Origin of the sequence: Caulobacter sp. BE254 (assembly GCF_031457295.1) — a bacterium.
Lineage (GTDB): Bacteria > Pseudomonadota > Alphaproteobacteria > Caulobacterales > Caulobacteraceae > Caulobacter.
Genome location: NZ_JAVDWJ010000001.1, coordinates 604,246 through 627,021, shown reverse-complemented (window position 1 = coordinate 627,021; position 22,776 = coordinate 604,246). Strand labels below are relative to the sequence as shown.

The window sequence follows — 22,776 nt, the reverse complement described above, 5'->3', positions numbered from 1 at the left end:
GGCTCAATCGCACAGGATCTCAGCAAAAACTGCCTATGAATCCATCCTGGGTTGACAGGAATGAGACGCCCGAACAAGGATCGGTGGATGCTTTGCAGGTAGCGTGAGGAAATGGAATGCGTCGGTGGGCCATAAGTGCGTTGACCGCTATTGCGGTCACAGTTTGGGGCGTTGGAGCTCACAGCGAACCGACCGGGAAGACTATTCCGGGAACATCATTCTCCGAGTACAACACTAAGGATAAACTTGGTCGAATAATTAAGGTATATATAAGTCACCCAAAAACCCCGCGGCCTATACTTCTTTGGATACAAGGGTCCGGCTGCACAAATCTCTTTTTGGAACGTGGCGGGAGATACGGAAGCACTGTGCCTGGATTGCTTCCGTTTGAGGCTCAGGGGCGTTTTACGATCGTGGCGGTCGAGAAGCCCTTCGCCGGTGAACCGGATGGGGCGCTACGTGGAGCAGCCTCAGAATGTAGCCGCAAGTTCAACGAAGATTTCACGGCGGAGCGCTGGCTCTTTGCTCTCCAGGCCGGTTTGGCGGAGGCGCGCGGCCTGCCATGGGGCGAGCGGGGAAGGACGCTCGTACTCGGTCATTCCGAGGGTTCGTCCATGGCTGCCATGGTTGCCGGTCACGACCCTACTGTAACCGACGTGATCTTTTTCGCCGGCCCTGGAGTCACGCCCTACTATGCTGGGATCGCATCTGACTATCAGAGCTACCGAACCTCAGCTGAACGCGCGGCGCGCGTGGAGGAGCGCGAAGCACAGGTCCGAGCGATCTTCCAGAAACCAGACAGTGTCGATGACTTTGCGTGGGGGCACCCCTACAAGCGCTGGGCCTCGTTCTACCGCCTGTCGTCGGTTGACGAGCTCTCGAGAAGCAAGGCTCGCGTCTATATCGGTATTGCCATGTCGGACGAGAATGTTGCGCCTTTGGCGACAGAAGCGCTGGGTGCCGAACTTTTGGTTCGGGGCAAGGATGTGACAGTGCGGCGCATTCAGGACGCCGATCACGGCTTCAATGCCGTGGAGGGAGCCAAAGGCTCCCTGCTGCGCGATGAGTATAGTCGAGCGTTTACCTGGTTTTGGGATGGCGCTCAGAAGTCGCCGTCGTCACGATGATGGTCCCGGAGTCCATCGCCTTTCGGCCAGGCTTTCGCTCGGATCGGCCAGACCTGTTATCCTTGTTTGATATCGTCGGAGCCGCAGGCGACCCCCGCTATCTCGCGGGCGCGCTAGTCCCTGGTGAGCCACTCAAGGACCAGCTCGCTGCACTCCCCCAAATCCTTAGGCATGGCGAACGGGAGGGGCGTGACCTGGGAATCACAGTGTCGCTGTTCGAGCTTGAGACAAGAGCGGTAGCCGTTCTGCGCGATAGAGCTGGTCGCATTATCCTGGACGGAGATTCCGCAAAGACGCAGAGCGATGCGGGCTTTTCCGCGCTACTCGAAGGACTTCCGACCGAGGTGCGGGCGTCGCCTCCATTCTCGATCATCGGGTTTACGTCGAATCCAGGAAGACCTTCCAGTAGAACGGCGACAAGAAGCAGCGATCGCTCACACTATATTGGCCTTCACATTGATGATTGGGACAATACAACGCCCGAACATCGCCACACCGCTCGAAATCGAATCTGCGTCAATTTGGGCCGAACCGAACGATATCTTTATGTAGTGGCGCAGTCGTTTCGGAGTCTCCATGAGCGCCACATCGCGACCGGCGGAGATCGATCACTTCGCCCATATTCGGAGGTTGGTCGCACCTATCTTCGTCAAAACCCCGAAGTACCCGTGGTTCGTTGTGAGATACCACCCGGATGGGCTTATATCGCGCCGACTGAAAACTGCCTGCACGATGGCGGTCGGCCCTCCCATTCACCCTACGATCTAATCTTCACCGTCCGTGGCGCCTTTAGCCATGTCAATGACCAGATCGAGGATGAGGCGGAAGCGCCTATTTGAAGTTGATGCACCATTTTGTGAAACACGGAGCAAGATGGACATGACGAAACTTGTCGTCTTGTTCGGCAATGGCATTGGTGATGCCATCTTAACGCTACCGGCGTTGCGGGCGATGGTCGATCGGGAGCCCGATCACGAAATCACTCTTCTCGAATCTCCAAATAATATCGTAGTTAGAGATGTATTTTCACAGTTTAATATCTGTGATGATGTAGTATCATGTGATGCGGATAGAAATTTTTCAGTTTCCGAAGTTTGTCAGAGACTCTCGAGCTCAGAATATTTCGTGCATTTGAATTCATGGGACTCCGACAGTCGTCGGAAATTGTCGGAGGTGACGTCAAATAGAATTAAGAGTGTTGGTTTCTGGGATCAACCAGTAGCTTCATTGAATCTCGACATGGAGCACTACACAGACCGTTATATGCACCTCTCGCAAGTTTTGAATCCATCGGCTCTTATCGACGATTTCTCCTGGCCACAAGAATCTCTATCTTGGTCTTTGTTACCCAAGATATACACTGATCAAGCGGCCACCTGTGAACCATTTTGCGTTATCCACACCGATACCGACGACCATAAGACCTTCAGCGTCAACGCGTGGGGTTCAGTGATCGAGGTACTCACCCGGGAATTACCCAACCATACCTTTTTCATGGTGGGTTCCGATGCAATTCTCAAGCTCAGAGAGAGAATTGTTCATTCGCGATTAATTTACGTCCCCGGTGCCTTTTCTTTCTCTACTTGGCTCATTTCGAGAGCGGCCCTTTTTATAGGAATAGATTCCTGCTTCTTGCACTATGCGGATTTGCAGCGCCGACCATCCATCGCGATCTTTCGCTCGACCTCCCACCGAAAATGGGGTCTGAGACTGACCAAAGTTGGCGGAACCATCGTTCATGCGGCCGACGACGGGCCTTCGCTGGCACGCACCGTGCGGGCGGCCGTGCGGAAGATTAGCGCTGCGCGCGAGGTGTTGGCCGATGCCTGACGGTATGACCGAGCCGACCCGCTCTCGCGACACGATCGACGGTGCATTGCCTCGCGATAAGGCGCTCTTTCGCGCCGAAGCCGTAAAGTTCGCCGGCCGCCGACTACAGGGAGAGGTAGTCCTTCACGGACCAATCTCCTTGAAAGTCTTCACGGCCATTGGTGTTTCGCTGGTCATGGGCGTCGTGCTCATGGCGTCGCTCGCGACCTATGCGAGGAAAGAGACTTTGACCGGTTGGGTCGTCCCACAAGGCGGTCTTATTCGCGTTGTCGCGCGCCAGCCTGGAATCATCGAACGGCTAGACGTCTCGGAAGGCGCCGAGGTTAAGGCGGGCGAGCCCCTAGCGCTGCTGCGACTTTCGTCCGACATTGCCAATGGTGATTCTGGAGCCAGCCTCCAGCAGGAAGTCGCGGCTGAGTTGGCGGCCACGCGGGCACAGGCCGATGCAACCCGTGGAGAGTTGCTGGCCAAGCGCGCGCAGCTTCTCACACAACGCGCGGCCCTGTCGCGCGAGTTGGCGGAAACGAAGCGACGGATCGACGCTCTGGTCGCGCGGGCGGATTTGGCTAGGCGCAACGCTGACCGCTACCAAGAAATAGCGACGAAAGGGTTCCTAAGCCGGCGCGACCTGGAGGTCGGTCAGTCGGCCGCGTTGGCGGCGGATCAGGACGTCGCCGAGGTGAGAACGACGGCCTTGGGTTTCGAGCGCCAGATGGGCGACATCGATGCGCAGTTAGAGGCCTTTCCCCTCAATCTTCAGTCGCTCGCGGCGCAGTCCAGAGCTGCCGAGGCCCAATTGGCTCAGAAGAGAACGTCGACAGACGTCCAGAGCGCGCTCATGGCCACGGCGACTGTGGGCGGGCGCGTCGTTGCGATCCCAGTAGAGCAGGGACAGAGCGTACCCACGGGTGGCGTGATCGCGATCTTGACGCCGGCGGGGGGGCGATTGGAAGCAGAGTTGTTCGCCCCGTCCCGTGCTGCGGGATTTATCCGGAAGGGGCAGGACGTCAAGCTCATGTACGCGGCCTTCCCGTTTCAGAAATTCGGGACGGCCCACGGAATCGTGCGTTCAGTTTCCAGGACCGTTCTCGCCCCGTCCGAGGTTTCAGTTCCAGGCCTGTCGATCCAAGAACCGGTGTTTCGCGTGCGCGTGCAACTCGATCGAACGACGGTGGAAGCCTACGGCCAATCGATGCCATTGCAGCCGGGGATGCTTGTCGGGGCTGACGTCGTGCTCGACCGACGGTCGCTCTGGGAGTGGCTCTTGGATCCGCTCTTTGCCGCGGGGAGGCGGATTTGACCCAAAGAAGCGAATTGAACTTTTCCGGACACCGACGCTTGCCGGTTTATATGGCCTCGGAAGCTGCGGAGTGTGGCCTAGCCTGCATCGCAATGATCGCGCGTTTTCACGGCCACAACGTAGACCTGAACGGCCTTCGCCAGCGGTTTGCCTTGTCAATCGCCGGAACGACCCTTCGGGGCCTCATGGTGATCGCTGACCAACTCAGTCTAGCGCCTCGGGCGTTACGGGTCGAACTTTCAGGAGTTCGCAAACTCCGGCTTCCCGCAATCCTGCACTGGGATCTGAACCATTTCGTCGTCCTAAAATCCATTGGCAAGGCAACGGTCGTCATTCACGATCCCGCGCGCGGCGCCCGGTCAATTTCTGTAGATGAACTTTCGAACCACTTCACTGGCGTGGCGCTTGAACTCACTCCAGCCGCCAAGTTCGAGAAAGTCGAAGCCAGGTTACCTGTGCGGCTGTCCAGCCTTTGGTCCAAGATGACGGGCTTTGGGGGTGGGCTTGTCCAGGTCCTGGCGCTGTCGCTCGCACTGCAGGTCGCGGTCTTTGCGGCCCCCTTTCAGCTGCAACTGGTGGTGGACGAAGCGATCGGCCGGGCGGATTCTGATCTATTGACGGTGCTGGCCCTGGCCTTTGGCTTCTTACTGCTCCTGCAAGCCCTGCTGGAAGCCCTGCGTGCCTGGGCGCTCCAGGTCTTTGGAAATTTGCTGACGTTCCAGATGGTTGGAAACGTCGTGCGCCACCTCATCCGGCTTCCTTCCAGCTTTTTCGAAAAGCGGCACGTCGGCGATATTCTATCTCGCGTCCGTTCAACTGGCGCGATCCAGGACGCCCTCACGCGGGGTATCGTCGCCGCCCTTCTCGACGGTGTGATGGGAACCGCCGCAGCCGTTATTCTATTCTTTTATTCTGCTGAATTGGCGCTAATCGTGGTGGCGTCCTTGATACTAGTCTTTGCCGCGAACTTGGCCTTCTACGCGGCGATGCGCGCACGTACTGAAGAGCAACTCGTGGCGGGCGCCCAGGAACAGTCCCACCTCATGGAGACCGTTCGCGGCGCGACCACGATCAAGGTTATGGGAAGAGAGACGGAGCGCGAGGCGAGCTGGCGCAATCTGTACGCCTCCGTTCTCAACGCCAATATTTCTGTAGGAAAACTCCAGATCAATCTGACTCTAATTCAAGCAATCTTGGTCCATGCGCAGACCGTTCTTGTGATTTACTTTGGCGCTAAACTTGTCTTGTCTGGCGCTGGATACTCGGTAGGTATGCTAATTGCCTTCTTGTCATTTCGTCAGACCTTTACAGATCGGATGCAATCTCTGATACAGCAAGGGATACAATTTCGATTGCTGACTCTTCATCTGGATCGATTGTCAGATATCGTGACGACGGAAGCGGATGACGCCGAAGGGGAGGCGTCATTGTTTGAGGCGAAAGGTGCGATCCTTCTTAAAAACGTATCGTTCTCATACGCCCCGACAGACCCTTTAATCCTGCAAGATATAAACTTGCAGATATCGGTTGGTGATTTCATTGCTATTACAGGACCGTCGGGCGGGGGGAAAACCACGCTTCTAAAGTTAATGCTCGGACTGAACGCACCCAGCAGTGGCGAGATTACTCTTGAAGGGCGAGCTGCGACGCCCGCCTTGTGGCGATCTTGGAGGCGTAATGTTGGTGTGGTCGCACAAGATGATCGACTCCTGTCGGGTACTATCGCCGAGAATATCGCTTTTTTTGATCCGGATCTCGATATGGAGAAAGTGCGGTCCGCCGCAACGTCCGCGCAGGTTATTGAAGATATAGAGTATATGCCTATGCAATTTATGACCTTGGTTGGTGATATGGGATCATCCCTTTCTGGCGGGCAAAGGCAGAGAATACTTTTAGCGAGAGCTCTATACCGCGATCCGAGCGTTCTTTTTCTGGACGAAGGTACAGCGAACCTCGACGTGGAAACGGAGCTTCAGATTGCGACATTGATCCGTGATCTACCGATCACCAGAATTGTCGTCGCGCACCGCCCCGCTTTGATCAATAAGGCAGATAGGGTCTTCACTCTCACAGTAGCGGGGCTTGCGGAATTGACTCGGTCATCGTCAATTGAGGGTGGGTTTCAAAGGCACGCGATCTGAGTTTCGAGCCAGTCGGCCAGCGGAACAGCATGTTGGTGACCACGCCATTGCGTCTGGCCACCGCGCTCACCGTTGCGCCTAGAGCCTCGGTCTCCGCCACGATGGCTCGCATTTGGGCGTCGCTGTTCGTGACGGCGACTACTGCGCCCGTCGCCGTCACGAACATCTCGGCGCGACATCGTCAAGCCAGATTTCGCGCCCTTGGCCTTAGCACTAGGGCTAAGCCGGGGTCCCTCATATGGGCGGGCGCCGGGATGAACTAGCTCTCGCCAGTCGATTTCGAGGGGCTCCTCGTCCAGTTGACGACGCCATTTTCGAAGGCTGTGTCGGACGCCTCCTCAAGTCGCTTTGGCAGACGGTCTCGCTCGCCTCAGAAAACCAACCTCTAGCTTGGGGCGCGGCGGGCTTGCAGGCGCGAAGCGCCTTGAGATGAAGGAAACCAAGACACTCCAGGCATGAATCTTACGCATGGCTCCCCATAGTTTAGGTCGATTGTCGGCCCTCGCCATAAGGCCTTCAATGCATGCATTGCTGAGGTCAGGCGGCCTGGGCCCGATGAACGCTCGTCGCCGACGAAGTATCGGAGCCAATCAAAATCATGAGATTCTTCTTCCGCGTCGCGCTGACCACCACTGTGCTGCTTGGCGCCAGCGGTCTCGCTCTGGAGCTGGCGCATTGCTTTGCCGGTCAACTGCCTCCCCTTTCGTTGGAGACCCCTCGGGCAACAGCGCCGCTCGAGGCGTGGCCTGTCGGCGATACGGAGCGGGTTTGGTCAGCGCCCCATGGCCTGGTCCGGGAGCCTGTCTGGCCTGGCGAGCCCCCGAACATGGTCGGCGCGCAATCCGATCCAGAAAGCGTGCGCGTCGCCAAGACGCCCGACGCGCTCACGGGCGATCGATCCGAAACGGTGCTCAACGTTAGCCGTCCGACCATGACGATCTATCCGCCCAAGGGACGCAATACGGGCGCCGCAATCATCGTATTTCCCGGCGGCGGTTTTCGTGTGGTGGCGATCACGTTGGAGGGGACTGAAGTCTGCGATTGGATCACGGCAAGGGGCGTGACGTGCATCCTGTCTAAGTATCGGGTGCCCGGCAGCAACCACTACTGGAACCCCCAGTGCCGCCGCGTCATTGACCCCAAGCCGCCCCGCGCGCTCCAAGACGCCCAACGAACGATCCGCCTCGTCAGGACGCGAGCTGCCAGCCTGGGCGTTGATCCGCACAAAATCGGCGTCATGGGCTTTTCGGCTGGGGGGTATCTGGTGGCCCAGACCAGCAACATCTTCGAGTCTAGTTACGCGCCGGTCGATGGGGCGGACCGAGTTAGCAGCCGCCCTGACTTCGCCATCGCTTTCTTTCCTGGGCATCTCTGCCGGAATGGCGACTTGGATCCTGGCGTACGGGTGACCGAACGTACCCCACCGACCTTCTTACTTCAGTCCTGGGACGACCCAGTAGATCCCATCTGTAACAGCACACTGTATGCCCGAGCGTTGAATGACGCGAACGTATCGGCGGAAGTTCACCTATTCGCCCATGGCGGTCACGCTTTCGCACTAAGGCGTAACCATTCGCCTGACACAGTCTGGCCCGGTCTGCTGGAAAACTGGCTGGATCAGATCGGCATGCTGTCCAACCCGTCACGGTAGCTCTGCTATTGCTTTATTCATCAAGGCTTGAGCTTGGCCAAGCTTTTGAATGTCCGCATTTCGCCCGACCATCAGGGTCAGTTACGGGTGGATGGTCCTTCTGCCCGACCCTCCCTCTCTTGAAGAGAGAGGGCGTTTATGAGCGTCCGCTAAGGGGCGAAATTCGTCAGGAACGCCGTGCCGGAACCCGGACGTTAAGATCCTGCCTGCGGCAATCGATTCCGGTGAACCTCCCTCGTGGGGCGCGGCGCCTCATGGGAACACGCGACTGAAGATCGACCCGCCCTAGGCGCTGTAGACAGTTAGGCGTCTGGCGGTCGTGCGCCGCCCTCGTCCTTCGACAAGCTCAGGATGAGGGCTACTTTATAGGCCGATTCAGTAGAATTCCTCATCCTGAGCCTGTCGAAGGACGAGGAATTCGGCCCAGGATCGTCAACTGTCCACAGCTCCTAGATCCTGGCGGCCAAGGCCCGCTCCAGGTTCGGCGTCGCGGCGATCAGCTGCGCCGTATAGGGGTGTTTCGGACGGGCGAAGACCTCGGCCGTCGGCCCTTCCTCGACGATCTGGCCGGCCCTCATGACCAGAACCCGGTCGGTCAGCCCCCGCACCACGCCCATGTCGTGCGAGACGAACAGATAGGCCAGGCCCAGCTCGTCCGAGAGGCGGGCCAGCAGGTCCAGCACCTCGGCCCGCACGGTGACGTCCAGCGCCGAGACGGCCTCGTCCAGGGCGATCACCGAGGGCTCGACGATCAGGGCGCGGGCGATGGCGATACGCTGGCGCTGGCCGCCGGAGAACTGGTGCGGATAGCGGTCGGCGGCCTCGCGCGGCAGGCCGACCTGGGCCAGGACCTTCTCGACCCTGGCGCGGCGGTCGGCCGGGGTCGGCCTGGCGTCGAGCAGGTGCAGCGGCTCGGCGACCAGCCGCTCCACGGTCCAGCGCGGGTCGAAACTGCCGTGCGGATCCTGGAACACCACCTGGACGTGGCGGCGCAGGGCGCGGGGGGCGGCGGGCGAGAACGGCCGGCCGACCAGCTCGACCGCGCCGCCCTGCGGCGTCTCCAGGGCCAGAAGGGTGCGCAGCAGGGTGGACTTGCCGCAGCCGGACTCGCCGACCAGGCCGACGATCTCGCCCGGCCGGATCGCCAGGCTGACCTCGGACACCGCGCGGAAGGCGGGGCCGAGGCCCAGCAGGCGGCGCGGGCCGGGATAGTCGCGGACGATCGCCCTGGCTTCCAGCACCGGCGGGGCGGCCAGGTCGGGGCCGCGGCGGCGGACCGGAACGCGCGCGGCGTCGGCGGCCAGGGCGCGGGTAAAGGGATGGGCCAGGTTGGCGAACAGGGCGGCGGTCTGGTCCTGCTCGACGATCGCCCCGTCCTTCATGACCGCCACCCGGTCGGCGATGCCGGCGACCACGGCCAGATCGTGGCTGACCAGGATCAGGGCCGCGCCGTCCTCCCGCACCAGCTGGCGCAGCAGGTCCAGGATCTGGGCCTGGGTGGTGACGTCCAGGGCGGTGGTCGGCTCGTCGGCGATGATCAGGCGCGGCGACAGGACGATGGCGATGGCGATGGCCACGCGCTGGCGCTGGCCGCCCGACAGCTGGTGCGGGTAGCGGTTCAGCGGGAAGCGGTCGGCGGGCAGGCCGACGCGGTCCAGGGCCCGGCGCGCCGCCGCCCGAGCCTGGACCCGCGAGCCGCCGCGATGCAGGCGCACCACCTCGGCCACCTGGTCGCCGATGGTCATGACCGGGTTGAGGGCGGTCATCGGCTCCTGGAAGACCATGCCGATCCGGGCGCCGCGCACCTGACAGAGCTGGGCCTCGGACAGGTCCGCCAGGTCCTGGCCCTCGAAACGGACCGCGCCCGCAGCCGTCGCCTCACGCGGCAGCAGGCCCAGGACCGCCAGGGCGGTCATCGACTTGCCCGAGCCGGACTCGCCGACCACCCCCAGCACCTGGCCGGGCTCCAGCGTCAGGGAGACGTCGCGCAGGATCGGCCGGTCGCCGATCGTTACGTTCAGGTCGTGGATCTCCAGCAGGGCCATGTCAGCGCGTCCCGTCCAGGCGCGGGTCGAGCCGGTCGCGCAGGCCGTCGCCCAGCAGGTTCAGCCCCAGGACGGTGATCACGATGGCCAGGCCGGGGACGATCGCCTGCAGCGGCGAGAGGCTGATCAGGGTCTGGGCGTCGGCCAGCATCTTGCCCCAGCTGGCGGCCGGCGGCTGGACGCCCAGGCCGACATAGGACAGGCCCGCCTCGGCGATGATCCCCAGCGAGAACTGCAGGGTGGCCTGGACGACCAGGATGCTGAGCAGGCCGGGCAGGATGTGCTCCCACGAGATCCGCGTCGGACCCTTGCCGGCCGTCCGCGCCGCCAGCACGTAGTCGCGGGTCCAGAGGCTGAGCGCGCCGCCGCGGGTCAGGCGGGCGAAGACCGGGATGTTGAAGACGCCGATGGCGATCACCGCATTGATCGCGCCGGGACCCAGCACGGCGGTCAGCAGGATGGCCAGGATCAGCGACGGGAAGGCGAAGACCACGTCGTTGGCGCGCATGACCAGCTCGTCGATCCAGCCGCGACGGGCCGCCGCCAGCAGGCCCAGCGGCACGCCGGCTCCCGCCCCCAGCAGCACCGCCACCAGCGAGACGGCCAGGGCGTTTCGCGCGCCGGCCAGGATCATCGACAGGACGTCGCGGCCGAAATGGTCGGTTCCCAGCCAGTGGGCGGCTGAGGGTCCTTGTAGACGATGCGCGATGTCGAAGGCCGCGACGTCATAGGGCGTCCAGGCCAGCGACCCCAGGGCCGCCAGGACGAAGAGCGTCGTGATCGCCGCGCCGAGGACCAGGCTTGCCGAGCGGCGGCTCATGACCGGTTCCTCCCGCGCAGCCGGGGGTCGACCAGCACATAGGCCACGTCGACCAGGAAGGTGGCGGCCACCACGGCGAAGATCAGCAGCATGACCACGCCCTGGACGACGATCAGGTCGCGCTGGGTGATCGCCTGCAGCACCAGCCGGCCCAGGCCCGGCAGGAAGAAGACGTTCTCGATGATCACGCTTCCGGCCAGCAGGAACGGGAACTGCAGGCCCAGGATGGTCAGCAGCGGGATCAGGGCGTTGGGCAGGCCGTGCCGCCACAGGGCCTGGCCTTGCGACAGGCCCTTGGCGCGGGCGGTGCGCATATAGTCCTCGGCCAGGGTGTCGATCAGGGCCGAGCGGGTGACGCGGGCGATGATCGCCGCCTGGGGCGCGGCCAGGGCCAGGGCGGGCAGGGTCAGGGCCTTTAGGGCTGGCCACAGCCCCGCGTCCCAGCCCGGAAAGCCGCCGGCCGAGAACCAGCGCAGGCCCAGCGAGAAGCCCATCACCAGCAGCACGCCGAACCAGAAGTTGGGGATGGCCACGCCGACCTGGGTCAGGCCCATCACCGTCGCGTCGGCCGCGCCGCCGCGACGGGCCGCCGCCAGCGCGCCGATCGGGGCGCCGATCAGCACCGACAGCGCCATGGCCGCCGCGGCCAGGGGCAGGGAGACGGCCAGGCGCTCGGCCACCAGGCCGGCCACGGGTGTCTGGTAGGTGTAGCTGACGCCCAGGTCGCCGTGCAGCAGGCCCAGCAGCCAGGCCAGGTAGCGCTGCGGCGCGGGTCCCTCCAGCCCCATCTGGTGGCGCAGGTTGGCCACGGCCTCGGGATTGGCGTTGAGGCCCAGCATGTAGGCGGCCGGGTCGCCGGGCACGACCTGGATGATGGCGAACACCACCAGGCTGGCGGCCAGCAGGGTCAGGGCCATGATCGCGGCCCGTCCGCCCAGATAGGCGGCGCCGAAGCGGACCAGCAGGGCGATCAGGCCCGCCGCCACGGTCAGGCCGGCCAGGAGGCCGAGGATCCCGCCGGCTCGGCTGGTCGTGGCGGCCGACACGTCGCCGGCGGCGCTGGACCCGTCGAAATAGGCGGTGCGCAGGTCGACCGTCTGGGTCGGCGAATTGACCCAGAAGTCCTTCAGCCGCGCGTCGAACACGCCCAGCCGCGGGAACTGGAACAGGAAGCTGTTGACCGCGTCGCCGGCGATCCTGCGCTGGATCTGCTGCAGGATCGCGGTGCGCTGGCCCTCGTCGGCCGTGGCCTTCAGCGTCGTCATCAGGGCGTGGAAGTCGGCGCTGTGGTAGCCGAAATAATAGTCGGGCCGGTCGTAGATGTCGTAGTCCATCGGCTCGGCGTGGCTGACCACGGTCAGGTCGAAGGCGTGGCGGCCGAACACCTGGTCCAGCCACTGGGCCCATTCCAGGTTCTCGATCTGGACCTTGATCCCCACCGCGGCCAGCTGCGAGGCGGCGATCTCGCCGCTGCGGCGGGCGTAGTTGGGCGGCGGCAGCTTCATGGTCAGGGAGAAGCCGTCGCGATAGCCGGCCTGGGCGAGCAGGGCCTTGGCCCTGGCGACGTCATGGGGGTAGAGGCCGGTCAGGTCGACATAGGCGGCGTTCTGCGGCGGGAAGTGGCTGCCGATCGGCGTCCCGTAGCCGTACATCGCCCCGTCGATGATCGCCCGCCGGTCCAGGGCGTGCTGGATGGCCTGGCGCACGCGCACGTCGGCCAGCGGACCGTTGCGGTTGTTGATCGCCAGGATCACCTCGCCCTCGCTGGAGGCCGAGATCACCTTCAGCGACGGATCGGTGCGCAGCTGGGCCAGGTTCTCGGGCGCGGGATAGTCGGGGAAGGCGTCGACGTCGTGGGTCCTGATCGCCGCGAACGCCGCGGCGGGGTCGGCGATGAACTTGAACACCACCTGGCGCAGCCTGGCCGGCTGGCCCCAATAGGCGTCGTTGCGGACCAGGGTGACCGCGTCGCCGCGCCGCCAGCCGGAGAACCTGAACGGCCCGGTGCCGACCGGCGCGGTCGCCAGGGTCGCGACCGACCGGGGCGAGACCATCACCGCGTCGCCCCAGGCCAGGACATAGAGCAGGTTGCTGTCGGCCTGGGCCAGGTGCAGTCGCACGGTCAGCGGGTCGACGACCTCGACCTGGCGGATGACGCTGAGCGCCTGCTTCTGGACATTGGTGGAGGCCGGCGCGATGGCCCGTTCGAGGCTGAACTTGACCACGCCGGCGTCGAAGGGCGTTCCGTCCTGGAAGCGCACGCCCTCGCGCAGGCGGAAGGTATAGGTCAGGCCGTCGGGCGCGACCTCCCAATAGGCGGCCAGCAGGGGCTTGATCGCGCCGTCGCGGTCCAGCCGCACTAGGCCCTCGAAGATGTTGGCGTAGACCACCTCGTCGGTGGCGACCGCCGCGCCGGAGGTGGGGTCGAGATTGGGCGGCTCCAGTTGCAGGGCGAGGGTCAGGCTGTCCTTGGCCAGGGCGGGGCCGGCCGTGCCCAGCAGGACCAGCGCGCAGGCGGCGAGGATCGCGCCTAGGACCTTGAAAAGCTTCACGCCAGGGCCGCCAGTCGGCGCGCGACGCGGGCCTGGGCCTTGGCGGCCTCGGCCGGCAGGCCAAGCTGGTCATAGACCTCGGCCAGGCGGCGGTTCAGCGGCACGCCGTCGGGGTCGAAGCCGCGTCGAAGCTCCAGGGCCTGCTGGGCTTCCGAAAGCCGTCCCGCCCGGATCGTGGCGTCCAGCGCGATCTGCTCGAAGAAGTCGCGCTGGGCGTGGCTGCCGCCGACTTCGATCATTCGGGGTAGGGCGGTGCGCAGGCCCTGGACGGCGGCCTCGAAGTCGCCGCGGGCGTGGGCGACCAGGCCCTCGGCGGCGGGCAGGGCCGCGTCGCGCCAGGCCGCGCGGGTGAAGTCGGGCGCATGGGCCGCCCTGCGGCGCACGGCCGCCAGCAGGCTGTCGGCCTCGGCCCGGCCGGCCCTCGCCAGGCCATAGAGGTACTGCAAGGTCAGGAACGGCTGGACGACGTCGTCGCGGCGCTTGGCCAGATGATCGGCCACGTCGCGCCAACGCCCGCCGACATCGACGCCGGCCCATTCCAGGCGGGCCAGCAGCGAGACCGCGCCGACCTGGTCCTGGGAATAGTCCTTCTCCTGGGTCCAGCAGTGCTGGTCATAGGCGTCGAGCGCCTGATCGAAGCGGCCCTGGCTCAGATAGAACAGCGCCAGGTGCCACCACAGATGGGTGTCCATGAACGAGTTCAGGCCCGTCCAGGTGTGGCGCACGCCTTCCAGGAACCGGGCGCCTTCGTCGATGCGCCCCTGGGTGAGCATGACGTGGGCCAGGGCGTGCTGGGCCCAGGGCTCCCTGGCCTGCAGGCTCAAGGCGCGTCGGGCGGCGGCCTCGGCCTCGTCCAGCAGGTGGCACTGCTCGTAGGCGAAGGCCATCATGCCATGCCAGCAGGCGATGTCGGCGTTGGCGTCGCCGACGCTGGCGGCGGCGCGCAGCATGGCGGGGAAGTCGCCGCGATTGAAGTCGTGGTACTGGCGCAGCTTGAGGATCAGCAGGTCGCGCGGCCAGGCGGCCAGGATGGTGTCGGCGATCGCCAGGGCGTGGCGGATGTCGTCGTCGAACCAGGCCAGCAGGAAATCGACCACGGCCTGCTCGCGCGGATGGGCCGCGGCGCGGGCGGCGTGGGCCCTGGCGACATAGGGCGCGGCGCGACCGGGGGCTTCCGACGACTCCAGCAGCAGCCACAGCAGGCCGGCATAGGCGTTGAGCAGGGCGCTGGCGGGATCGGCGTCGGCGGCCGCCAGGACGTTGGCGGCGCGGGTCTCGTAGGCCAGGAACCCGTCGACGAAATCGTCGACCGCCGCCAGCGAGGCTTCGGTGGAGACGGTGACGGGATTGCCCAGATAGTCGACGCGCATGGGGGGTACTCTAGTCGGTGAAGACGGGCGCGCCAGCGGCGGCGCGCCCTTGTCCGTCACGGGGCCGGATGGGCGGCCAGGAACGCCGCCACGTCGTCGGCTGAACGCTGGGGAATCTCGACCTGCGGCAGGTGGCCGACCTTGGGATAGAGGATCAGTTGGGCGCCGGGGATGGCCTCGGCGAACTTATGGGCGCTGGCCACCTCGATCAGCGGATCGACCTGGCCCCACAGCACCAGGGTCGGGACCTTGATGGTGGTGAGGACCTCCTTGGTCGCCTGGCTGTGCTTGCCCGGCTGGATCGACATCAGGATGGCGCGGTGGCCGGGCGCGCGCTGCAGTTCGGCCCAGCGGTCGATGAAGGCGTCGGTGATCACCGCCGGGTCGCCGACCTCGCCGCGCAGGCCCGAGCGGATCAGCGGCTTGTTGTCGATCGACCGCAGGAAGGCGCGGCCCCACGAGTACTTGAGCAGCTTGAAGGCCAGGGGCGGCTTCTTCAGGGTTTCGGCGGGCCAGCCGGCGGCGTCGACCAGAACCAGGGCGTCCAGGCGGTTCGGATAGCGCACGGCCGTCTGCCAGGCCACGCCGCCGCCCATGGAATTGCCGGCGATAGCGAACTTCGGCAGGGCCAGCTTGGTGGCGAGTGCGTCGATCAGCTCGGCATAGCCGTCGGCGGTGGCGACGTAGCCGGCCGGGGCCCGGGTCAGGCCGTGGCCGGGCAGGTCGACGGTGATGATCCGGTAGCGGTCGCCCAGCCGAGCGACCCAGCCCTCCCAGGAAAAGTGCGAGTCGCCGAAGCCGTGGACCAGCATCAGCACCGGCCCGTCCGCCTTGCCCTGGTCCTTGTAGTGCAGGCGCACGCCGCCGGGCAGGTCGGCATAGTGCGAGGCCGCGGTGGCGTACTTGGCCTCAAGGGTCTCGTAGGAAATGTCGGGGCCGCGCAGCAGCAGCCAGCCGACGAGGCCGACCACCACGACGAGGGCGGCCAGGCCGCCCAGGATCAGCAACAGGGTCTTGATCATCATGAAGGTCCGGAACAGAGCGGCGGGGGCTTGGGCGGGGAAAGGACTAGGCGGTGTAGACAGTTAGGCGTTTGGCGACGGTGGGCCGCCCTCGTCCTTCGACAGGCTCAGGATGAGGGCTATTGATAGGGCGGTTCAGTAGAATTCCTCATCCTGAGCCTGTCGAAGGACGAGGAATTCGGCCCAAGATCATCAACTGCCCACAGCGCCTAGAACGCGTAGCTGGCGCGCACGCCATAGGTCGCGGGGCGCCCCGCCGCGCCGACCTTGGCCGAGGTCAGGAAGTAGTTGCGGGTGACATCGTACTTCTCGTTGAAGATGTTGCGGCCCCATAGGCCCAGGCTCCAGGGACCGTCCTTGGGCTGGATCGTCAGGTTGGCGTTGGCCAGCCAGTAGGAGGCCACGGCGTATTCCGCGCCCAGGAACGACGGGGCCTTGTCGCGATAGGCGTAGTCGGTGGCCGCCTGAACGTCGAAGTCGCCAACGGCCCAGGTGTAGGTGACCGCGCCGCCATAGCTGATACGGGGGAAGTCCAGGGCCACGCCCGACTTGTCGATGGTCCGGCCGGTCCACAGACCGGTGACCGGATCCTTGACCACCGAGCTGGCGTCGACGTCGTCGAAGGTCTTGTACGAGCCCTTCTTGTAGCTGGCGGTCTGGGTGATCTGCAGGCCGTGGAACGGCGTCCACTGCAGTTCCAGCTCGCCGCCATAGATCTCGGACTTGGGCGCGTTGGTGATCCGGCCGATGGCCCCGTTGGTCGGGTTGATGACCACGCCCAGCACCTGCTGGTCGCGGTAGTCGTAGTAGAACACCGAGCCGTTCAGGCGCAGGTTCCGCGCCAGGTCGCCCTTGAAGCCGGCCTCGTAGGCCCAGAGCACCTCGGGCTTGAAGGCGTTGATCTGGTCGGACTGGGGCGAGTTGTAGACGGTGAAGCCGCCCGACTTCACGCCGCGGCTGACATTGGCGTAGAGCAGGACGTTGTCGTCGGCCTGGAACTCGACGCCGGCCTTGCCCGACAGCTCGTTCAGCGAGGTGTGACGGTCGCCGTTGTTGAACAGCGGCGCGCCGCCGATCTTGGTGGCGAAGTTCTCCAGGTCGCGCTCCTCATGCTCATAGCGCAGCCCCAGGATCGCCTTCAGGCGCGGGGTGAGGGCGTATTCAGCCTGGCCGAAGCCGCTGATCGACTCGACCTTCTGGCGGTAAGCGGTGTTGGTGATGAAGCCCAGGCTCTGAGTGAAGTCGGTCAGGAAGGTCTCCTCCAGGGTCTGGTGGCTGTAATAGCCGCCGGCCACCCAGCTCAGCGGACCGGCGCCCTGCGAGGCCAGGCGGATTTCCTGCGAATAGACGTCGACGTCGCTGCCCCAGAAGGTGTCGGACTCCGAGGTCGGCTTGGCGTCCCAGTCGTTCAGCTCGCGGCGCTTGAGCTTTTCGTACGAACTGATGCTGGTCAGCTTGGCGAAGCCCAGGTCGATATTGGCGGTGATCGAGCCGCCGCCGGACTCGTTGTCGCGCTGCGGCTTGGCGCCCGGCGAAACGCCGGCCAGGGCCGCGAAGGTCGAGGAGACGCCCCAACCCGTGGCGTTGTAGCGGGTGTCGCCGGTCTGGCCGGGCACGTCGAGCAGGTACAGACCCTGGCCGTCGGACTTGTCGCGGCCGTAGTGGGCGTTCAGCAGCACGTCGACCTTGTCGGTCGGCGACCAGTCCAGCTGGCCGCGGACGGCGCTGCGGTCGGCGTCGCCGAGCTTCTCGCCAGTGACGCGGTTGCGCTGCCAGGCGCCGCCCTGCTCGGTCACGGCCGACAGGCGGCCCTTCAGGGTCGAGCCGAGCGGGCCGGAGACGAAGCCCTCGACCTTGGCGCTGTCGAACCGGCCGTACTCGGCGGTGATCCCGGCCGACAGCTGGTCGGTGGGACGCCGGGTGATGAAGTTGATCGCGCCGCCGGTGGTGTTGCGGCCATACAGCGTGCCCTGCGGGCCGCGCAGCACTTCCACCCGGTCGATGTCGTAGAGCACGCCCTGGGTGGCGGCCGGGACCGGATAGGCGACCTCGTCGACATAGACGCCGACGGTCGGGGTGTTGTTGGTGGCGTAGTCGTCGAAGCCGACGCCGCGCAGGCGGAATTGCGGCTGGCCGCCGCCGAAGGCCGGCACGACTTCCAGGCTGGGCGTCTGGTATTGCAGCTGGTTGACGTTGGTCACGCCGCGCGCCGCCAGCTGGTCGCCGGAGAGCACCGACAGGGCGATGCCCACGTCTTGCGCCGACTGCTCGCGGCGCTGGGCGGTGACCACCACCTGCTCCAGTTCGGTGTCGTTGGCGGCCTGGGCGTAGGCGCCGGTCACGAAGGCCGCGCCCAGGGCGCCGGCCGCGGTTCCGATGAGAAGACGCTTGATCACTGAACTATCCCCTGTGTCGGCGGGCGTGGTCTGGCGCCACGGCGGAACGCCGGTTTCGATGGCGCAACACCTATCCAGTAAGTAGGGATTGAAAACCGAGTTTTTCTGACCTTAGCGCCAAGCTTCTCTATCGGCGAGGACGCCAAGCAGGGTTGGGGTTGCAGCGGCTCGACGATGTGCAACCTTGAGGCGCCGCGGGATCGGCGTCCGCCACCATGGACCGACAATGCGACGCTCTTCGCGAGGGATCGCCGCGTGGGCCACGTATAGTGGCGGTGTAGAGGTCAGGGGATCGGCGATGAGCGACAAGCTCGACCACCTTTTCGCGGCGTTGCGACGGGAGCCCGACGCCGAGCTCCCAGGGCTGGAAGGCCATGTCTGGACCAGGATCGACGCCTGGCGCCAGGGCCGGCGCGCCTCGGCCGCGCTCGTGCCTTTGCGCGCGGCCTCGATCGTCGCCGCCCTGGGCGTGGGCGTGCTGGGTGGGAGCCTGGCGGCTGGGGCCGCCGCCCGGACGCCGCCGGAAATCTCGGCCTTCTCGGTCGACGCGCACCTGGCGCCCTCGACCCTGCTGGGTCGTCGCTGACATGCGGCGGATCTCTCGCGGCGCGGTGCTGACGGTCGTCCTGGCGCTGCTGGCCGGCGCTGCCGGAGGATGGCTCGGTTCGGGCCGCTTTCTCGCCTCGCGCTCGCCGCCGTCCTTGCACGAGATGGTGCACCACGACCTGAAGCTGACCGCGGCCCAGGATCGTCAGATCGACGCGCTCGAACAGGACTTCGCGGTGCGCCGCCGCGCCCGGGAGGCCGAGCTGCGGGCGGCCAACGCCCAGCTTGCGGCGGCGATCCAGGCGCGCCACGCCTACGGGCCCGAGGTCGAGGCCGCGGTCGAGCGCTTCCACGCCGCCATGGGCGCGCTGCAGCTGGAAACGGTCCAGCACGTCCTGGCGATGCGCAAGGTGCTGACGCCGGAGCAGGCGGCCAGGTTCGATCGCCGCGTCAGCGAGGCGCTCACGAACGAAGCGCCGTGACCACCGTTCCCGGCGAGGACGAGGACGGCGCGCTGGCCCGGCGCGCCGCGCAAGGCGACGAGCGCGCCTTCAGCCATCTGATGCGTCGCCACAAGGGACCGCTGCACGCCTTCGCGCGACGCCACGTGGGCGATCCGGAGGCGGCGCTCGAGGTGGTGCAGGAAAGCTTCGTGGCCGCCTGGAAGGCGCTGGGCCGTTATGATCCCGACCGTCCGTTCGGGGCCTGGATGCGGGCGATCGTGCTCAACAAGTGCCGTGACCGGGGGCGGCGTCTGCTGGTGCGTCGGCTGATCCTGGGCGAGCGGTCGATCGACGCGCCCAACACGCCCGACCCCGCCGATCCGGCGCCGGGACCGGAGGCCTCGACCCTTCACGCCGAACAGCTGGCCCGGCTGGAGGCGGCGATCGCGCGCCTGCCCGACCCGCTCAAGGAACCGCTGATCCTGACCTACCTGGAGGGCTATTCGCAGCAGGAGGCCGCGAACCTCCTGAGGGTCAGCGTCAAGACAGTCGAGACCCGGGCCTACCGTGCGCGCAAGCGGCTGGCCGACTGGCTGGACAAGCCCTGAATTTTCACCCACCCGGTGAGGGGGGTGAACGCGCGCCGCGTACCACCCGTTGAGATCGCGTCGCGGCCGCCTTCGCCAGCGCGCCATCGCCAGAAGGGCTGCCATGCTTCGACCCGGTACGGCTTTCGATCGCCGTCGCTTCCTGCGATCCCTGGCCGTGGTCGGCGGCGGGGCGAGCCTCGCCAACCTGCTGCCCGGCTGGGCGCGGGCGGCGGGGAGCGGCGATCAGGGCCGCGCGCCGCCGGCGCTGTCGGGCCAGGACATCCAGCTGACCATCGGCCACACGCCGGTGAAGGTCGACGGCGTGGCCGCCCATGCGGTGACGATCAATGGCACGGTTCCCGGGCCGCTGATCCGCCTGAAGGAGGGCCAGCGCGTCCGCCTGTCGGTGACCAACACGCTGGACGAGGAAACCTCGATCCACTGGCACGGCCTGCTGGTGCCGTTCCAGATGGACGGCGTCCCTGGCGTCAGCTTCCCAGGCGTCAAGCCGGGCGAGACCTTCGTCTACGACTTCCAGGTCCGGCAGTCGGGCACCTACTGGTATCACAGCCATTCGGGGCTGCAGGAGCAGATGGGCCACTACGGGCCGATCATCATCGACCCGGCCGGCGAGGACCCCGTGGCCTTCGACCGGGAGCACGTCGTGGTCCTGTCGGACTTCAGCCGCCTGCATCCGCACCAGATCTTCCGCAAGCTCAAGCAGCAGAGCGGGGCCTTCAACTATCAGCGCCAGACGATCGGCGGCCTGTTGGCCGGCCAGGACCAGACCCTGGCCGAACGCCTGGACTGGGCCCGGATGCTGATGGACCCGACGGATATCTCCGACGTCACCGCCGCCGCCTACACCTTCCTGGTCAACGGCCACGGGCCCAAGGACAACTGGACGGCGCTGTTCTCGCCGGGCGAGCGCATGCGCCTGCGCTTCATCAACGCCGCGGCCCAGTCGGTCTTCAACGTCCGGATACCGGGGCTTCGGATGACCGTGGTCGCCGCCGACGGCCAGCCTGTGCGTCCCGTCGAGGTGGACGAGTTCCAGATCGGCAACGCCGAGACCTATGACGTCGTCGTCCAGCCGACGCAGGACAAGGCCTTCACCATCGTCTCGGAGTCCGTGGACCGCTCGGGCCTGGGCCGCGCCACCCTAGCGCCGCGACCGGGCATGAGCGCCGAGGTCCCGCCGCTGCGCGCGCGGCCGCTGACGACCATGCGCGACATGGGGATGGACATGGGCGGCATGAGCCATGGAGCCATGGACATGTCCGGGATGGATCACCCCGCCATGGCCGCCAGCCCGCCGCCCGGCATGGCGCCGCCTCGGAAGCGCGGAAGCGACGTCATGGGCAAGATGGACATGGGCGGCATGGACATGTCCATGCGCAATCCCGACAACGCCCCCCAGGTCAAGCTCGGGCCCGGCGTGCAGACCATCGCCCCGATGCCGATGGACCGTACCGGCGAGCCGGGGCAGGGCCTGGAGAGCGTCGGTCACCGGGTGCTGGTCTATCGCGACCTAGTGGCGCTGGAGCCCAACCCCGACACCCGCCCGCCGCAGCGATCGCTGGAGATCCACCTGACCGGCAATATGGAGCGGTTCATCTGGGGGTTCGACGGGCGAAAGTTTAGCGACCGGCCGCCGCCCTACGCGTTCCGAAGCGGCGAGCGGGTGCGGGTCACCCTGGTCAACGACACCATGATGGCCCACCCGATCCACCTGCACGGCCATTTCCTGGACCTGGCCTTCGGGCCGGCGGGACACCGGCCGCGCAAGCACACGGTGATCGTCCTGCCGGGCGGGCGCGTTGGTTTCGACTTCACCCCCGAGACCGGCGACTGGGCCTTCCACTGCCACATGCTCTACCACATGCACGCGGGGATGTTTCAGGTCTTCAGCGTGCGGGACGGCCAAAAGGAGGGCGCGCGATGAAGGCCCCGCTGATCGCCCTGCTGCCGGCCCTGTGGGCCGCTCCGGCGCTGGCCCAGCACGCCGGCCACGAGACCGCGCCGGTCTCGCCGACAGGCTCCAGCGCCCCGGCGGCGCCGGCGAGCCCGTCCGCCGCCGATCCGCACGCCGGACACGACATGGGGGACATGCCCGGCATGGCCTCGCCCAGCGCCGCGCCGGCCGGAGGGCAGGCCGAAGCCATGGGCCCTCCGCCGCTTCCGGATCACGAGACGCCAGCGCCGCCGCCGCCCACCGACCACCTCGCGGACAAGGTCTTCGATCCCGCCGCCATGGACCGCGCCCGCGCCCTGCTACGCCAGGAGCATGGCGGCGCGCAGGTTTCCCAGGTCATGGCCAACCTTCTGGAATACCGGGCGCAATCGGGCGGCGACGGCTACCATTGGGACGGCGAGGCCTGGTTCGGCGGGGATCTCAACCGCCTGGTTCTCAAGTCCGAGGGCGAAGGCGATCGCCACGGCGTCGAGACCGGCGAGGCGCAGGCGCTCTATTCGCGGGCCGTCGGCCTCTACACCGACCTGCAGGTCGGGGTGCGCCAGGATGTCGAGCCCAAGTCGCGGACCTACGCCGCCGTCGGCTTCGAGACCCTGTTGCCCTACTGGATCGAGGCCAGCGGCGGGCTCTTCCTGTCCAACAAGGGCGATGTCCTGGGCCGGGCCGAGGGCGCGATCGACTGGCGCCTGACCCAGCGCCTGATCCTGCAGCCGCGGGCCGAGCTCAACTTCGCCGCCCAGGACATCCCCGAGACCGCGACCGGATCGGGCCTGTCCGACGGCGAACTGGGCCTTCGCCTGCGCTACGAGGTCCGTCGGGAATTCGCGCCCTATGTCGGCGTGACCTGGGCCAAGCGCTTCGGCCGCACCGCCGACTATGCGCGGGCCCAAGGGCGCGAAGTCTCCGACACCAGCGTCGTTGTCGGGCTGCGCGGCTGGTTCTAGCCCGGTCCGACGCGACGTCGGCGG

At 65.9% G+C, this 22,776-nt stretch carries 17 protein-coding genes and 2 pseudogenes; 10 read left to right on the top strand and 9 right to left on the bottom strand.

Annotated features, from left to right (window positions below; all coding sequences use genetic code 11):
• Positions 1-413: 413 nt before the first annotated feature.
• From J2X41_RS02765 to J2X41_RS02750, 4 genes are all read left to right on the top strand, one after another.
• Entirely contained in the window at positions 414-1,127 is a 714-nt protein-coding gene (locus tag J2X41_RS02765; RefSeq protein ID WP_310079445.1) for a hypothetical protein, read from the top strand.
• 879 nt (positions 1,128-2,006) lie between these two features.
• Positions 2,007-2,957 carry a glycosyltransferase family 9 protein gene (locus J2X41_RS02760; protein ID WP_310079444.1) on the top strand — a complete coding sequence of 317 codons (951 nt, stop codon included), beginning with the start codon at positions 2,007-2,009 and terminating at the stop codon, positions 2,955-2,957.
• Between the two features lie 4 nt (positions 2,958-2,961).
• On the top strand, positions 2,962-4,257 hold the full coding sequence (locus J2X41_RS02755) for an HlyD family efflux transporter periplasmic adaptor subunit (RefSeq protein WP_310079442.1): 1,296 nt from the start codon (positions 2,962-2,964) through the stop codon (positions 4,255-4,257).
• Positions 4,254-6,398, top strand: coding sequence for a peptidase domain-containing ABC transporter (locus J2X41_RS02750; RefSeq protein ID WP_310079438.1), 2,145 nt, complete (start codon positions 4,254-4,256; stop codon positions 6,396-6,398). Before J2X41_RS02755 ends, J2X41_RS02750 begins: the two co-directional genes overlap by 4 nt.
• Here J2X41_RS02750 and J2X41_RS25240 read toward each other — a convergent pair.
• Entirely contained in the window at positions 6,325-6,510 is a 186-nt protein-coding gene (locus J2X41_RS25240) for a transposase (protein ID WP_404979870.1), read from the bottom strand. The two genes, J2X41_RS02750 and J2X41_RS25240, sit on opposite strands and share 74 nt — an antisense overlap.
• A 486-nt stretch (positions 6,511-6,996) precedes the next feature.
• On the opposite strand from J2X41_RS25240, the gene J2X41_RS02745 reads away from it, so the two are divergent.
• Positions 6,997-8,049: an alpha/beta hydrolase gene (locus J2X41_RS02745; RefSeq protein WP_310079436.1), complete on the top strand. Its 1,053-nt coding sequence runs from the start codon at positions 6,997-6,999 to the stop codon at positions 8,047-8,049.
• A 324-nt stretch (positions 8,050-8,373) separates the two neighbouring features.
• On the opposite strand, the pseudogene J2X41_RS25235 reads toward J2X41_RS02745, so the two are convergent.
• From J2X41_RS25235 to J2X41_RS02715, 8 genes and pseudogenes are all read right to left on the bottom strand, one after another.
• Positions 8,374-8,469 (bottom strand): annotated as a pseudogene (locus J2X41_RS25235) (hypothetical protein); the annotation flags it as partial.
• A 29-nt stretch (positions 8,470-8,498) separates the two neighbouring features.
• On the bottom strand, positions 8,499-10,094 hold the full coding sequence (locus tag J2X41_RS02740; protein ID WP_310079434.1) for a dipeptide ABC transporter ATP-binding protein: 1,596 nt from the start codon (positions 10,092-10,094) through the stop codon (positions 8,499-8,501).
• Between the two features lies 1 nt (position 10,095).
• Complete coding sequence (locus J2X41_RS02735; protein ID WP_310079432.1) at positions 10,096-10,914, bottom strand: ABC transporter permease; 819 nt, start codon at positions 10,912-10,914, stop codon at positions 10,096-10,098.
• Positions 10,911-13,466 (bottom strand): ABC transporter substrate-binding protein, encoded by a 2,556-nt coding sequence (locus tag J2X41_RS02730; RefSeq protein WP_310079430.1) that lies wholly within the window; start codon positions 13,464-13,466, stop codon positions 10,911-10,913. The genes J2X41_RS02735 and J2X41_RS02730 overlap by 4 nt, the downstream gene beginning before the upstream one ends.
• Complete coding sequence (locus tag J2X41_RS02725; RefSeq protein WP_310079428.1) at positions 13,463-14,836, bottom strand: tetratricopeptide repeat protein; 1,374 nt, start codon at positions 14,834-14,836, stop codon at positions 13,463-13,465. The genes J2X41_RS02730 and J2X41_RS02725 overlap by 4 nt, the downstream gene beginning before the upstream one ends.
• 56 nt (positions 14,837-14,892) lie before the next feature.
• The gene (locus J2X41_RS02720) at positions 14,893-15,861 is read right to left on the bottom strand and encodes an alpha/beta hydrolase (protein WP_310079425.1); all 969 of its coding nucleotides are present in this window, start codon (positions 15,859-15,861) and stop codon (positions 14,893-14,895) included.
• Positions 15,862-15,943: 82 nt separating this feature from the next.
• Positions 15,944-16,038 (bottom strand): annotated as a pseudogene (locus tag J2X41_RS25230) (hypothetical protein); the annotation flags it as partial.
• Between the two features lie 29 nt (positions 16,039-16,067).
• Positions 16,068-18,254, bottom strand: a complete 2,187-nt coding sequence (locus J2X41_RS02715; protein ID WP_310079423.1) for a TonB-dependent receptor — start codon at positions 18,252-18,254, stop codon at positions 16,068-16,070.
• A gap of 298 nt (positions 18,255-18,552) precedes the next feature.
• Here J2X41_RS02715 and J2X41_RS02710 point away from each other — a divergent pair, with 298 nt between their 5' ends.
• The 5 genes from J2X41_RS02710 (at position 18,553) to J2X41_RS02690 (ending at position 22,752) form a co-directional block, all read left to right on the top strand.
• Complete coding sequence (locus J2X41_RS02710; protein ID WP_310079421.1) at positions 18,553-18,840, top strand: hypothetical protein; 288 nt, start codon at positions 18,553-18,555, stop codon at positions 18,838-18,840.
• A 1-nt stretch (position 18,841) separates the two neighbouring features.
• On the top strand, positions 18,842-19,282 hold the full coding sequence (locus J2X41_RS02705; RefSeq protein WP_310079419.1) for a periplasmic heavy metal sensor: 441 nt from the start codon (positions 18,842-18,844) through the stop codon (positions 19,280-19,282).
• Complete coding sequence (locus J2X41_RS02700) at positions 19,279-19,851, top strand: RNA polymerase sigma factor (protein WP_310079417.1); 573 nt, start codon at positions 19,279-19,281, stop codon at positions 19,849-19,851. Before J2X41_RS02705 ends, J2X41_RS02700 begins: the two co-directional genes overlap by 4 nt.
• 103 nt (positions 19,852-19,954) lie before the next feature.
• Positions 19,955-21,778, top strand: coding sequence for a copper resistance system multicopper oxidase (locus J2X41_RS02695; protein WP_310079415.1), 1,824 nt, complete (start codon positions 19,955-19,957; stop codon positions 21,776-21,778).
• Complete coding sequence (locus tag J2X41_RS02690; protein WP_310079412.1) at positions 21,775-22,752, top strand: copper resistance protein B; 978 nt, start codon at positions 21,775-21,777, stop codon at positions 22,750-22,752. The genes J2X41_RS02695 and J2X41_RS02690 overlap by 4 nt, the downstream gene beginning before the upstream one ends.
• Positions 22,753-22,776 lie beyond the last annotated feature (24 nt).

Excerpts from the sequence above, each read along its gene's own strand:
- J2X41_RS02755 (WP_310079442.1), top strand. The coding sequence starts at position 2,962 with ATGACCGAGCCGACCCGCTCTCGCGACACGATCGACGGTGCATTGCCT.
- J2X41_RS02710 (WP_310079421.1), top strand. The coding sequence starts at position 18,553 with ATGAGCGACAAGCTCGACCACCTTTTCGCGGCGTTGCGACGGGAGCCC.
- J2X41_RS02695 (WP_310079415.1), top strand. The coding sequence starts at position 19,955 with ATGCTTCGACCCGGTACGGCTTTCGATCGCCGTCGCTTCCTGCGATCC.
- J2X41_RS02720 (WP_310079425.1), bottom strand. The coding sequence starts at position 15,861 with ATGATGATCAAGACCCTGTTGCTGATCCTGGGCGGCCTGGCCGCCCTC.
- J2X41_RS02745 (WP_310079436.1), top strand. The coding sequence starts at position 6,997 with ATGAGATTCTTCTTCCGCGTCGCGCTGACCACCACTGTGCTGCTTGGC.
- J2X41_RS02735 (WP_310079432.1), bottom strand. The coding sequence starts at position 10,914 with ATGAGCCGCCGCTCGGCAAGCCTGGTCCTCGGCGCGGCGATCACGACG.
- J2X41_RS02690 (WP_310079412.1), top strand. The coding sequence starts at position 21,775 with ATGAAGGCCCCGCTGATCGCCCTGCTGCCGGCCCTGTGGGCCGCTCCG.
- J2X41_RS02740 (WP_310079434.1), bottom strand. The coding sequence starts at position 10,094 with ATGGCCCTGCTGGAGATCCACGACCTGAACGTAACGATCGGCGACCGG.
- J2X41_RS02760 (WP_310079444.1), top strand. The coding sequence starts at position 2,007 with ATGACGAAACTTGTCGTCTTGTTCGGCAATGGCATTGGTGATGCCATC.
- J2X41_RS02705 (WP_310079419.1), top strand. The coding sequence starts at position 18,842 with ATGCGGCGGATCTCTCGCGGCGCGGTGCTGACGGTCGTCCTGGCGCTG.
- J2X41_RS25240 (WP_404979870.1), bottom strand. The coding sequence starts at position 6,510 with ATGCGAGCCATCGTGGCGGAGACCGAGGCTCTAGGCGCAACGGTGAGC.
- J2X41_RS02725 (WP_310079428.1), bottom strand. The coding sequence starts at position 14,836 with ATGCGCGTCGACTATCTGGGCAATCCCGTCACCGTCTCCACCGAAGCC.